General features: G+C 57.4%; 13 protein-coding genes and 1 pseudogene. 8 read left to right on the top strand and 6 right to left on the bottom strand.

Annotated elements, in window-relative coordinates; genetic code table 11:
- The 3 genes and pseudogenes from PY650_RS34745 to PY650_RS34735 form a co-directional block, all read right to left on the bottom strand.
- A pseudogene (locus PY650_RS34745) lies at positions 1-130 on the bottom strand (acyltransferase); the annotation flags it as partial.
- 619 nt (positions 131-749) lie between these two features.
- Entirely contained in the window at positions 750-1,484 is a 735-nt protein-coding gene (locus tag PY650_RS34740; protein ID WP_285884581.1) for an aquaporin, read from the bottom strand.
- The gene (locus PY650_RS34735) at positions 1,477-1,656 is read right to left on the bottom strand and encodes a hypothetical protein (protein WP_285884577.1); all 180 of its coding nucleotides are present in this window, start codon (positions 1,654-1,656) and stop codon (positions 1,477-1,479) included. The genes PY650_RS34740 and PY650_RS34735 overlap by 8 nt, the downstream gene beginning before the upstream one ends.
- A gap of 308 nt (positions 1,657-1,964) precedes the next feature.
- Here PY650_RS34735 and PY650_RS34730 point away from each other — a divergent pair, with 308 nt between their 5' ends.
- The 3 genes from PY650_RS34730 to PY650_RS34720 all read left to right on the top strand — a co-directional run bounded on the left by PY650_RS34730 (position 1,965) and on the right by PY650_RS34720 (position 3,257).
- On the top strand, positions 1,965-2,420 hold the full coding sequence (locus tag PY650_RS34730) for a phasin (protein ID WP_285884579.1): 456 nt from the start codon (positions 1,965-1,967) through the stop codon (positions 2,418-2,420).
- Positions 2,421-2,614: 194 nt separating this feature from the next.
- A complete protein-coding gene (locus PY650_RS34725; RefSeq protein WP_285884575.1) occupies positions 2,615-2,824 on the top strand; it encodes a hypothetical protein in 210 nt (69 codons plus the stop codon).
- A 115-nt stretch (positions 2,825-2,939) separates the two neighbouring features.
- Positions 2,940-3,257: a DUF982 domain-containing protein gene (locus PY650_RS34720; protein WP_120708859.1), complete on the top strand. Its 318-nt coding sequence runs from the start codon at positions 2,940-2,942 to the stop codon at positions 3,255-3,257.
- A gap of 137 nt (positions 3,258-3,394) precedes the next feature.
- On the opposite strand, the gene PY650_RS34715 is transcribed toward PY650_RS34720, so the two are convergent.
- On the bottom strand, positions 3,395-3,703 hold the full coding sequence (locus PY650_RS34715) for a hypothetical protein (protein ID WP_285884573.1): 309 nt from the start codon (positions 3,701-3,703) through the stop codon (positions 3,395-3,397).
- A 176-nt stretch (positions 3,704-3,879) separates the two neighbouring features.
- Entirely contained in the window at positions 3,880-5,136 is a 1,257-nt protein-coding gene (locus PY650_RS34710) for an ROK family transcriptional regulator (protein ID WP_285884572.1), read from the bottom strand.
- 278 nt (positions 5,137-5,414) lie between these two features.
- Here PY650_RS34710 and PY650_RS34705 point away from each other — a divergent pair, with 278 nt between their 5' ends.
- The 5 genes from PY650_RS34705 (at position 5,415) to PY650_RS34685 (ending at position 11,019) form a co-directional block, all read left to right on the top strand.
- The gene (locus PY650_RS34705; protein WP_285884570.1) at positions 5,415-6,881 is read left to right on the top strand and encodes an ABC transporter substrate-binding protein; all 1,467 of its coding nucleotides are present in this window, start codon (positions 5,415-5,417) and stop codon (positions 6,879-6,881) included.
- Positions 6,882-6,956: 75 nt separating this feature from the next.
- Positions 6,957-7,886 carry a carbohydrate ABC transporter permease gene (locus tag PY650_RS34700; protein WP_285884568.1) on the top strand — a complete coding sequence of 310 codons (930 nt, stop codon included), beginning with the start codon at positions 6,957-6,959 and terminating at the stop codon, positions 7,884-7,886.
- 1 nt (position 7,887) lies between these two features.
- Positions 7,888-8,718: a carbohydrate ABC transporter permease gene (locus PY650_RS34695; protein WP_285884566.1), complete on the top strand. Its 831-nt coding sequence runs from the start codon at positions 7,888-7,890 to the stop codon at positions 8,716-8,718.
- 32 nt (positions 8,719-8,750) lie between these two features.
- The gene (locus PY650_RS34690) at positions 8,751-9,776 is read left to right on the top strand and encodes a Gfo/Idh/MocA family protein (protein ID WP_285884564.1); all 1,026 of its coding nucleotides are present in this window, start codon (positions 8,751-8,753) and stop codon (positions 9,774-9,776) included.
- Positions 9,777-9,852: 76 nt separating this feature from the next.
- The gene (locus PY650_RS34685; RefSeq protein ID WP_285884563.1) at positions 9,853-11,019 is read left to right on the top strand and encodes an ABC transporter ATP-binding protein; all 1,167 of its coding nucleotides are present in this window, start codon (positions 9,853-9,855) and stop codon (positions 11,017-11,019) included.
- A gap of 1,025 nt (positions 11,020-12,044) precedes the next feature.
- Here the strand turns inward: PY650_RS34685 and PY650_RS34680 are convergent.
- On the bottom strand, positions 12,045-12,761 hold the full coding sequence (locus PY650_RS34680; RefSeq protein ID WP_285884561.1) for a GntR family transcriptional regulator: 717 nt from the start codon (positions 12,759-12,761) through the stop codon (positions 12,045-12,047).
- Positions 12,762-12,992 lie beyond the last annotated feature (231 nt).

Raw genomic sequence — 12,992 nt, 5'->3', positions numbered from 1 at the left:
CCTCGAACGGCTTTGCATTAAAGGCCCCGGTTGGCCCATAGGTCTTTCGAAAGAACTCGGCGAGTTCGACATGTTCGGCGAGTTCCAACTCGCTTTCCCGGCGCAATTTCCACTGCACGTCAGCGCGCATGCAAGACCTCTTATTTGCTGTCGACTGGAGTTCGGAGATATCGACCTTCGTCAAAGTTTATCGCTCGAGTTTGCCGCAAGCAGCAATAGGAACGCGGCGTACCGGCCAGCCAATCTCTTGAAATTTCCCAGATCCGAGTGATGGCATTGGTTCTCAATGTGGCTCTCAAGGGGGATATTTGGTGACCGAAGCGCCATATCATGAGGCCAACCAAATCAGAAATGGCATTTATTCATGAAGCAATGAACGGAGCTCATAATGCTCGGTTTCGGGTGGCTCCAGCAGATAAATGGGAACGAATATCTTGCGGATCTTTTGAATTCCTCGCAAAGCCCTGCTCGAACGTCAGCCGCAAAAATCGATCGTATGTCCATTTTCGGCCATTGGCCGCACAGCAGACCGGAGGATTTTCTTCGTTCGGGTAGAGCGTTCCCGAGCCTCCGTCGTAAGCGACCGTTTTCCTCTCGTGAAGGAATGCTGATTTAATCGGCCATCTCTAATGAATTGACCGGTTGGAGTAGGCAGACATGGCTCTGCAAATGGGAAACGGTATCGCCGCACATGCGCGGTCTGGTGGAGTTTGGCAGCGATCAAGAGGACAATATCGCCGAACGGCGGATCAGAGGCGAGGTCGATAGTGGCGAGGCGCGTCAGCTCTACTTCGGTCTGCAAAGATGGTGCCCTCACGCTTCGACAGGTTGCTTGTCGGTCGGTACGCGAGAATTCCACTGAGCTGAAGAAGGCCCGCTGCAATTGCACCGAGCATTGGTGCAAATATATAGAGCCAGAGCTGAGAGCGCGCGATCTCTCCTGCGAAGAGTGCCGGCCCGAGTGATCTTGCAGGGTTGACAGAAGAACCCGAAACCGTAACGCCGGCCAGATGGATTGCAATTAAGGTTAAACCGATCGCAAATCCTGCGAGAGTGCCTCCGCTATCCTCAGTCACGAACAGAAACGAGGAGACGAACTCAAACAGGAACGCAGATTTCATCCCGTAGGCTCCCCAACCATTCTGAGCGAAACCTTCTGTCGCAATATCGTAACCGCCGAGCTTGTCCGTGGCGATCAGGTAGAGCGTGCCTGTCGCTGCGATAGCTCCCGCGCTTTGCGCAAAGACATAAGCCACGAAATCCCATAGTCCAAATCGCCGCGAAACGAGAAAACCTAGGCTGACAGCCGGATTGAGATGAGCACCTGAAACTGGGCCAATCGTGTAAGCCATGGCCACTACGGTCAACCCGAAGGCAAGAGCGACACCGAGAAGGCCGACCTCCAGACGCATAAAAAGAAGTGTGCCGCAGCCGAAGAAAATGAGCGCAAAGGTTCCTAGGAATTCGCAAAAATATCTATTCATCTTTAACTCCGGTGATTTCATCCCGACGGATATTTCGCTGCCAACTGTGCTTTTCGACAGCTTCGTCGAGCAGCGTTGGCCAGAACCTTTTGAGCCCTACAAAACCAATCGTCCGCGTATTGGTGCTAAACAACATCAGAGCCTTTGCGCTCGCAGGTTTGTCATAAACCATGCATACTTCGTGCCGAATGAAATAAATCGTTGCGGAGCAAAGCGATCATTCAGATGGTCGCTCTATCCCATGTTTGAAAGTGTCGCTAATTCGACAATAAATGACATGGTAGACGCGAAAGTCTCCAGGCATACCCCTTAAGCCGCGGAACGATAATCGAAAGGCACCTTTTTTAGAGCCCCACCCCGCTGGCTTGAAGTTTGCAGATCCTCGCCACAAGGCAAACAGCAAGCGTCAAAATTCTCCAAGATGGTCGCTGCGCCGACATCAACAGGTCACAACCAATGTCAATGAGAAGGAAAATCGCAATGACGAAGATTTCAGAAAGGTCTTTTGAAACCATCGAAAACCCAGCGTTGTCGGCCCCCAAGGTGGTCGATCAGTTTGGCGCGTCCGTAGAAAAGGGGAACAAGCAGTTGACAGAAGCCTTTTTGAAGTTTGCGTCGAGCGCTGAAGAGACGCAGAAAATGCTTACCCCAATCTTCGAAACTACCAATCTGGTTGGCTACGAATTAACGCTGAAGACGGTCGCTGCACTGCAGGCCAATACCGAAGCCGGCTTCTCGCACTTGCAAGCGTTGCTCGGCGCGAATTCGCCGTCGCAATTCTTTGAACTGCAGTCGACCTACCTCCGTAAGCGCGTTGACGCAGGCATCGAGCAGGCCAAGGAATTCCGCGCATTGGCAAACAAGGCGGTGGCGGAGATCTCAAAGCCGATCAAGGGTGCCTTTGACAAAGCTTTGACGGACCTCAAGGCGACCTAAATCAACTCCAGACTAACACACCGCCGATAGGAGTTGTTGGTGCATGCCAATGCCTAATCAGAAACGTCGAGACGAATGGCAGGATTTCACCGATAGACGCATATGATCGAAGCTGCTTTTGACGGAGTTTGGGGATGATTCGAATTTGTCGAAGGGCAATGGGGAATGCTTGCTCTATTGCCTTGGCGAGGAAATTGACCGCGGTCGCAGCGGCGGCCTACTCGCCTTTTTCTTCAAACGATCTTCTGGACGACGTGCGGCCGGCAACCTCTATTTGGCCGGCAACCTATACCATGCCGACATTAGCAGCTAACGACGGCGCGCCAATGCTACCGGTCGCGGTAGCAAAATCTCACAATCGCGTCGAATTGTGGCAGGCGGCCATTGCCGTCCGCTTCGCTTGAGGGTTGCTCCGCCAGCTCAATCAACGCGGCTCGGCATCGCGGCGATACTTGAACGTTCGGAAGTTATTCCAATATCTTTCGCAGGATCACAGGTGGCGTGGAAAGGAGGAATCAGATGCCGGTGAATGATGTTTCATGGACTCGTCCGATCACGATCCGACTGCAGAGCGGTCTCGAGCGGACATTTGCAGGCGTTTACGACGCCCTGGATTTTCTCGAAAACGAATGGCCATTGCGCTTTGGCGAACGCCATCAGCGCGCGGTCAAAACCTGTCGCGGTGCCCTCAACGGCACCGTAGCCGCCGTCATCGCGCGAGAGGCATTCATGGATGCTTGCCTCGAAGCCGGCATGACGGCAGGCATGGCCCCGTTGAAGGTTAAACAGAACACTCACCCGGCGCGAACCGCTCGGCTGGCTCTCATCCGGATCTGACATTTATTGGTCCCGCTTCACTAGATGCGGGACTTGCGCTTTCAAGGCCAATCCAGATCGCCCCTTTTGTCGAGGACCCGATCGAAGGTTGATCCATTGTCCGTTTAGTCGACCTTAGGAATGACGTCGCGTTGATCCTATTGCGAACGAGCAAAGTGTGAATGAGCTCGCTGGTCGAGCAGCTTCACATAGCGCAGACGCATCTCCTTCATGTCGATCTCGCCTTCGATCCACAACTCAACGAGCGCGACGAATTTGGAGTCGTCGTCGATCGGCGTTCCACGAGCACGCGCGCGGGCAATTGCACGTTCCGCAATGGATCGTCGTGACTGGATGATACCATGCCCCCCGGATCGAACTAAGCGCCCCCGCGCTAGCAATTCGATCGAGCAGCCGCCACTTGAAAACCGATACGCCAGACCATACTTGCCGATTACCGCCCGCATCGATGGCTTCCTGCTCGATGATCGTTCATTTGGCGTTCGAGGCTGTCCGGGTTGGAAAGAGAGGGCGCTCCCTGAGAAGGTCGAGCGCCCTCTCTTGTTTTGGCCCCACCGATAATTGAAACGACAATGGCTTAACCGTCAGGATCGGCCGCTCCGGCCCCAGCGATCGTATCATGCTAGATGACGAGCTTGAGGTGGCTGGACAAGACCAAGCCAGCTGCCCCTCGCAATGCGGTGTGACCTTCGCCAATACCATTCACCGTGATGGAAATTTCCTGGTTCGGCCGCTTCCTGACCAGGCGCTCGACATGCTGCCTGACGCGCTCGGCTGCGTCTACGCCGCCGCCTGCGATATCGCCGTGCAGGACATAGGAATTGAGCGACAGGGTCTGTTGCAAGTTAAGAATCCCGAACGCCACGTTTCGTGTATAGCGGTCCAGCAGACCGTCCGCAGCCTCCGACCCCTCGGCGGCCCCTTTAACGAGGCGAGCGCAGGTGACAGTCTCGGGATTTTCCATGCCTTGTCGAGCCGCTTCGCGCCGCAACCAGGGCAGAGCGGCGACGGTTTCCCAACATCCGTGCTTGCCGCAATTGCAGAGTTCTCCATCGATCTGGACCACCGTATGGCCAAGTTCGCCTCCGGAGCCAGCAAGCCCCCGATAGACGCGTCCGTCGATGTAGAACGCGCCGCCCAATACTTCGCCGGTATAAATGGCTGCGAATGTCCGCTGGCCTCGTCCCGGCCCGAACCACCGGTCGCCAACGAGCAGCGCGCGCGGATGGTGATCGATGACGACAGGGAGTGAAAAATGCTTCTGCAGGATGTCGACCAGAGGAAGGCCGGTCAGAACGGGCGCGAGATTGACGGCAAGGATCACGCCATTATCGCTGTCGATCATGCCTCCCGAGGCTATGCCAATCCCGAAGGGCGCCTGATGGGCTTGTGCGAGCGTCACGGATAAGGTGTCCTTTATGGTGGTCAGGAACATATCCCTGTCCCCATGCGGATCGAATTCCGCCTTTGTCAGCGCTTTGATTTCGCCGCTGAGGGTCACGAGACATGTCTGGATCCGGCCTGGCAGGAGGAGCACGGCGCCGAGCATCGGGGCTTCCGGATTGAAATAGATCGGACGTGCCGGCTTGCCGCCCTTGAAGTCGGAGGGCACCGCATCGCCTTCGACAAGCAGGCCCTCTTCGATCATCGGCTGGACGATGCCGGTAATGGTCGTCCGGTTGACGCCGGCCAAACGGGCGAGCTCCGCACGGCTTTTGGGACCATTGTCGTACAACGCCTGCAGCACCCGGCCGCGATTGATCTCGCCGAGAGTGGACTGGGAAACGAGCGTTACATTGCCACCTTCGCCAGCCAGCGCTTCCTTGGTGGAAGCACTGCGTTGCCCCAGCGAATAGGATGGCTGATTTCCGAACTTCAATTTCTATCTCCGATTTGGCAGCCGTCTTTCTAGCCCCTGAGCGCTTGCTCGACCAGATGGCGCTTGCCTGCGTCGCACAGAACAACCAGATCGATGGCTGGCCAGGCTAGCTCGAGGAATCCCTGTGACGACTTCTTGACAGTAACATAAGTTTGTGCGAAGTACAAACAAACTGCTGAAAGCGGCAGATCGAGGGGCAACAATCGAAATCGAGCTCGGCGCCAACAGGCTTCCCGGCATCGAGTGAGGTTGGATTACGAGCAACTGAGGAGGCATACATGACATTCGATATCGGAAATATGTCGCGCCGGAACATGCTGAAGTCAGCATCGGTCGCGGCTCTCTTGGCATCAAGTGCAGGCTCACTTGTCGCGCCGCGGCGTGCGTCTGCCCAAGACGCCAAGACCGTGCGCGTTCTGTCGGTCGAAGATCCGTTCTTCTTCTCGATGAAAGCGATGATCCCGGAATTCGAGAAGGAAACGGGCATCAAGGTTGAACTCGAAAGCCTTTCCTACGACGCGCTGCAGACGCGCCTGGTCTCCGCCTTCGTCGCAAAGACCTCGGATGCCGACGTGATTGCCGTCGACCAGATGTGGCTTGGCCAGTATCTCGACAACGGCTGGATCATTTCTCTCAACGACTACATCGCCAAGGACAGCGACATCGACCTCGCCGACTTCATCCCGGAGGTCCTCTATTCGTCGAACATGTGGCGCGGGCAGATTGCAACGCTGCCGGTGGCGGCTTACGCGCAAGGGGTGATGTACCGCAAGGATATCTTCGAGAGCTTTGGCATCGCCGCACCGCCGACCAAGGCCGCCGAACACTGGACCTGGACGAAGTATATCGAGACGCTGAAGGCGCTCGAAGGCAAGTCGTTCGACGGCAAGCCGCTCTTCCCGACGGTGATTTGCGGATCGCAGCCGTCGCCGATTACGCACATGTTTACCCAGCTTTCGGCGAGCCACGGCGCGAGCTGGTTCAAGTCCTTCCCCGGCGCGCCCTGGGATTTCTCGCCGCAGCTCACCAGCCCGGCCTGGGCAAAGTCGGTCGATGTCTACCGGCAGCTCTATAAGCTCTCGCCGCCCGAAGCGATCAACTACGTCTGGTTCGATGCCGGCACCCGCTTCGCCAAGGGCGATATCGGCATGTTCTACTGGTGGACGCCGTATTTCTATCTGGTGAAGAATTCCGGCTACATGACGGGCAAGAAATCCGATGTCATCAACAAATACGCGACCGCCGCACTTCCGAAGGCCGAAGGAGTCTCCCAGACGGTGAGCCTCGGTGGCTGGAGCCTCGGTGTTCCCTCCAGTTCCGACCGGCAGGACAACGGCTATGCCTTCATCAAATGGGCGACGTCGAAGGCGACGCAGAAGAAGATGGCCGAGTGGCCGGACCTCAATTTCCAGTTCTCGGATTTTGCCCGCAAGTCGCTCTACGAGGACGCCGACGTCAAGAAGATCTATCCCTACCTCGATGTCCAGTACGACATGATGAAGCAGGGCAACGGCAAGATCACGCGTCCGCCGGTTCCCGGCTACACCGCCGTCGAAAGTGTGCTCGGCCTCACGCTCAACCAGCTTCTGACCGGCAACGAAGATCCGAAGACGGCGCTCGAGCGCACGAACAGCCTGTTCGAAAGCATCCTCAAGGGCAATCTGATGATCCCGTATCAGAAGGAAAGCTATGCCGACACGCTCGATGGCGCCAAGGCCCTGATCGGCAAGCTCGGCAAGGCGTAATAGAATTCTCCTCGGGCCGGCGCGTGCAAAGGTTCGCGCCGGCTGAAACGAGTGAAGAAGAACTGGACTTCGACAATGCACGCTACCACCCTTCGCTCGCCGCAGGCGCTTGCGCCAGTCCGGCGCGGCTTCGTCCGGCGCAACCTGCCATACTTCCTGATCGCGCCTTCGGTGATCATGCTGCTCGCGCTGATCGCCTATCCGCTGCTCTTTGCCCTGAAGTCGAGCTTCTATTTCTGGAACCTGCAGGTTGGCCCGCAGCCTTTGGCCTTCGTCGGGCTGGACAACTACGTGCAGGCGCTCAATGCGTTCGACTTCCGCGCGGCGCTCACGAATACGCTGATCCTGTCGATCCTGGGCACCGCGATCGAATTCTCGCTTGGCCTGGCGATTGCGCTCGTCCTGCTCGAAGCGCTGCCCGGCATGAATGTCGTGCGTGCGCTTCTGATCCTGCCGACTACCATCGCGCCGATCGTCGTCGGATTTCTGTTTCGCTATCTCTACGATCCCGGCGGCGGTCTTGTCACCTGGGTGCTGCAGTCGCTCTGGCTGCCGGTCCCGGCGGAAGGCATTCTCGGCTCTCCCGCAACAGCGCTCGCGGCGATCCTCTTCGTCGATATCTGGCAGTGGACGCCGTTCTTCGCGATCGTTCTCTACGCAAGCCTGCTTTCGGTTCCCGATGAGATAATCGAAGCGGCCAGGCTCGATCGGGCGTCGGCCTGGACGATCCTGACGCGCATCAAGCTGCCGCTCATCCGGCGCACCGCGATCATCATCGTCATGCTGCGCTTCATGCAGATCTTCAACACATTCGACACGGTGCTGGTGCTGACCCGTGGCGGGCCGGGGACGTCGACGCGCACGCTCGGCTATTCGCTCTACGAGCAGGGCCTCGTCAACTTCAATGTCGGCCTTGTCAGCGCTCAGACATGGATCGCGGTGCTGATCGTCAACATCATCGTCGCCCTCTACGTCTTCTTCGCCTTCCGAAATGAGGAGTGGTGATATGAAAAGCCGCAAGACCTTCTATACCGCGCTCACCTATGCTGCCGGCCTGCTGTTCCTGGCCGTCTTCATCGGCCCGATACTCTGGTTCCTGGCGCTCGCCATCCGGCCGGCCGAAACCGCGTTTGCAATGCCGCCGCAGCTGACGTTCGAGCCGACGTTCGATGCCTTCCGGCATATCCTGGTCGATCCCGGCACCAACGCACCGCAACTGGTGAACTCGCTGATCGTCGCAATCGCCGCGGTGCTGCTCAATCTGCCGTTCTCGGTTCCCGCCGCTTATGCGCTTTCCCGCTTCAAGCTGCGGGGCAAGAAGAACATCATGCTCTGGTATCTCGGCCTGCTGATGGCGCCGCCGATCGCCTTCCTGATTCCGTATTTCGTGTTGATCACGCGGATCGGCCTGCAGGGCTCCTACTTCTCGATGGTGCTGGTTCTCCAGACGTTGACGATCCCGTTCTCCGTCTGGCTGATGAAAAGCTTCATCGACGAGGTGCCGGCCGAACTCGAAGAAGCCGGCCGCGTCGACGGTGCCCGCTGGTACACGATCATGTGGCGCATCACGCTGCCGATTGTGCGTCCCGGCATCATCGTTACCTCGATGTTCGCCTTCGTCTTTGCCTGGAACAACGCAGCCTTCCCGCTGGTGCTGAGTTCGCGTTCCACCGCCACTCTCCCGATCGGGACCCTTGGATATTTCGCGACCAGCGGCGTGACCTGGAACTACATCGCCGCAGCCGCCGTGCTCGCGGTGATCCCGCCGATGATCATCTTCCTGGTTTTCGACCGCTACGTCGTCCGGGGCCTGACCTTCGGGTCGGTCAAAGGCTGAGCTTTTCTAAAGTCTGAATGGAGTAAAAAAGAATGAGCAAACTTCGTATCGGCGTTATCGGCGCCGGCCTTTGGGGCAATAATCACGCCCATACCTTCAACGTCCTACCAGAAACCGAACTTGTCGGCGTCTGCGATCTGGACGAGGGCAGGGCGCTCAAGATGAAGGAAAGCTTCGGCGCGGCGGAAGCGTTCACCGACTACAATAAGCTGATCGCCAGCGACCGCATCGACGCCGTGTCGGTGGCAACCCCCGACTTCACCCACACGCCGATCATCCTTGCCGCACTCAAGGCCGACAAGCATGTCTTGAGCGAAAAGCCGCTGGCGACGACCGTCAAGGAGGCCGAAGAGATCGCCGAGGCTGCCGCAAAGTCGAAGGGCAAGCTGATGATCGATTTCCACAACCGGGTGAACCCGATCCTGGCGCAGGTCCGCGATATGATCCAGGATGGTCAGATCGGGATTGCCAAGCATGGCACGGCGCGGCTTTCGAATACGACCTTCGTTCCCTTCGAGATGCTGAGCTGGGCTGCGAAATCCTCTGCCCTCTGGTTCCTGGGCAGCCATCTCGTCGACGTCCTGCGCTTCATCCTCGAAGACGAGGTGACCCGCGTCTATGCCGTTGCCCGGTCCGGCACGCTTGCCGCCGGCGGCGTCGAGACAAAGGATTTCCACGCCTCGATCCTCGAATTTTCCAAGGGCACGGTGGTGACCATGGAAAACAGCTGGATCCTGTCACGTGACAACCCGTCGCTCGTCGATTTCAAAATCGAGTTCGTCGGGGAAAAGGGTCAGATCCAGGCGGATCCGACCCATAGCGGCGGCCTTCGCCGGATTGTCGATGGTGGCATGCGATTCAACGATTACATCGGCATGACGCCGACGGGCGCGACCCGCATCGGCGGCTTCGTGCAGGAGTCGATTGCCCGCTTCGTCGACAGCGTGGTTCGCGACGTGCCCCTGCTTGCCGATGCAAACGACGGTCTTGCCAATACCAAGGTTCTGGCGGCGATCGAGGAGTCCGTTGCCAGCGGCAAACCTCAGACCATCGGCTGATGCCGTCACCAACCCCGCGAGGCATTCATCCGGATGGATAGGCTGCCTCGCCTCTAAATACTGGGAGAAGAATTATATGGCATCCATGACCTTTGACGGGATTGGAAAGACCTATCCGGACGGGACCGTCGCCGTCGCCAATGTGAGCTTTACGGTCGCCGACGGCGAGTTCGTCGTCCTCGTCGGACCGTCGGGCTGCGGCAAATCCACCCTTCTCAGGATGGCAGCCGGGCTCGAATTGCTCAACAGCGGCCGGCTGCTCATGGACGATCAGGATGTCACCAACACCGAGCCGCAGGACCGCGACATTGCGATGGTGTTCCAGAACTACGCGCTTTATCCGCATATGACGGTCTATGAGAACATGGCCTTCGGCCTGCAGCAGCGCAAAATGCCAAAGGACAAGATCGAAAAACTCGTGCGCGATGTAGCCGAGATGCTCGATCTATCGAAATACCTGCACCGAAAGCCCGGTGCACTCTCCGGCGGTCAGCGCCAGCGCGTGGCGATGGGGCGGGCCATCGTCCGCCACCCGATGGCCTTCCTGATGGACGAGCCGCTCTCCAATCTCGATGCCAAGCTGCGTGTTCAGATGCGCGCGGAACTCAAGCTGTTGAACCAGCGTCTCGGCGTCACCACGCTCTATGTCACCCATGATCAGGTCGAGGCGATGACGATGGGCGACCGGGTTGCGGTGCTAAAGCCGGTCGCCGATGCCGGCGAAAGCAACCTGCAGCAGATCGACACGCCGCAGCGGCTCTACGATCGGCCGGTGAATCTATTCGTTGCCGGCTTTATCGGTTCGCCGGCGATGAATTTCGTGCGGGCTGAACTACAGGCGGATGGCCAAAGCCTGCGTGCCACGATCGTAGGCACCGGCATCACCTTTCCGGTTCCCGCGAGCGCTGCGTTGTCTGCCTATGCCGGGCGCCAGATCATCGCCGGAATACGCCCGGAAATGTTTCGGGTGTGTCCAGAGCAGGACGCGCTGTTTAATGAGCCGGTCCCGGTTGCCGAGGCGCTCGGCGCCGACACCTTCGTGTTCTTCGACATCGCCTCTCCGCCGGTCAATGTCAGCGATGCGGATGACCCCGACGATTTCAGCCGCAAGGTTACGAACCGGCTGGTTGCGCGCATCCCCCCGATGGCGACCCCCGCGCCGAAGCAGCGGCTGCCGCTGACGGTCGATCTGGACAAGCTGCACTGGTTCGATCCGCATACAGGTGTTTCGATACGCGACTGATCCAGGTGCTTGCATGCAAACGATCCGCTCGAATGGGCCCCGCGTAGTACGATTGCCTCCCAAGGCGCCTTGGCTGTCGTCGAGCAAAGCTCGGCGACAGCCTCTTTTCGAACGGCGAGAGTCGGCACATTCGAACCATGATCGAGAGATTTGTAACATCCAAAGGCTAGGAGTGGCGCGTGAAATACGGAAAACGGACGACGCGGCGGCTCAGATCCGGCATTTGGGCGAAATCGTTGCGGAGTTCCGCCTTGGTCCTGCAGACAATTCATCGAATGTCCGCCATCCAAACATGGCAAGTCTTGACAGTCTGCTGCGGTTGCCTGGCCGGTGTATGATGGCGAAACTTGCGGATGCCATCGGGGATGGTCAACAACGTTGCGGAGCGTTGAAGGCGATCTGAGAGCTCTGCAGGCGCGAAACGACGATCGCTGTCTTCGCTGTGTTGTGCGCCGGCTGTTCGGCGAGGAACGAAAATCTGTCGGACGTCGAATTTGATTGCGCAGTTCAAGCCGAGAATCGATCACGAGGTCATAGACCGAATTTTTACCGAGTGTTCATGAAGCGGAAACTCTCGCCCTTTGAAAGATCGTGCCTTTGGTGGATATCGGTCGGTAGGAATGTCTCCGAGATTGCCTTGCTTGAAGGCAAGCGTGAAGCCGAAATCTGTCTATGTCTGGACCGAGCAGTTGCCCGCCTTGGTGCGACCTCTGTAGAGGATGCGCTCAAGAAGGCGAACCTCTTTAGGTCGGATCGCCTGATAGTGCCGTTACCAGAGAGAAAAGCTTAAACGCTTCTGACACCTAACAGATCCTCAAAGGAACCTGCAGCTCAGGGAGCCGAACGCGTCGGCTACGATTGGGCGACAACAGGCGGTCAGGTTGGGTACACTGCTCCGCGGGCCACCATGTCTCTGTTTTGAGCTCGCCGCCTGACCATAAAGTACCGGACACGGAAAGCCGCTTGTCCGGCTGTGTAAAAAAACTCAATGGCTGAACTGCTCGACAATGCTCAGAATTGCGTATCTACAAACTTCTCACCAGCGGAAGAAAACTTGTCGATCGCTGATTGTTTACCTCTTGTACGACGCGCGGGAGAGCGCTTTGTTCGACATCAAGGTGGCTCATTAGTGCGGCCTCCACCGCCCCCGTCGCCTTGCTCAACTGCGGCATCGCGTCAATGAGCCTTGCTAGGCTTTTTTCGTAAGAAGGGCCAAGCTCCGACGTTATTATTTCCATCCGGATAGGACGAGAGCAAAAACAGAATTTGTCGATAATTCTGCAAATCTCGCAATTTTCCGACAACTGGGCGATGTTGGCAAAGATGGTTTCCGCATGTATTGCGAGCTGGTCGCGCGGCGGCTTATCGCGTACGCCGCCATCGTCCGGGACATGCGACCGCATACGCCAGAGTGCGTAGGTGAGGGTTTGACGCGCGATAGCATATAAGTCCAACAGTGCCCCTTCCACGAGCGGCCTAGTGAAATAGCCTCTTTGAGGAACGGAGAGGATCTTTCCCTCCGCGGCAAGTCGGATGAGCGCTTCGCGTATCGGTGTCCGACCAAGGCCAAGAGTGGTGGCAAGATCCTGGTCACTGAGATGTTGCGCAGGCACGCGGGCGTAGCCATAAAGCAATTCAAGAACGGCATTGTAGGCAGCGTCAGCCTTTGCAGGCAGCGGTTCGCCTGTGGAAGTTGGAACGGCTATTCCACGACATTGGAGCGCTTTCTCACAGAGCCACATTTTTCAATTTCCTCTGTCGGTGCAATTTGAGAACCGTATGGCGTTTGGCGAATTCAAACGTCAACCCAACTCATTGCGATGCATAGGGATTTCGTGTGGGCGATGATTTATGAAGCCTAATATAGGCGACAGTCTCTTATGTTCGTATTCAAGCCCTTTGGCCATGATTTTTCCTTCTCGACTTTGACGACGAATGCACATGCTTGAAGCTATTGAACAAAGGAGGAGACA

It is taken from the genome of Martinezella calliandrae, assembly GCF_030272695.1.
Lineage (GTDB): Bacteria > Pseudomonadota > Alphaproteobacteria > Rhizobiales > Rhizobiaceae > Rhizobium > Rhizobium calliandrae.
Note: the sequence above shows the minus strand (reverse complement) of the source record. Positions and strands in the feature narration are given on the sequence as shown.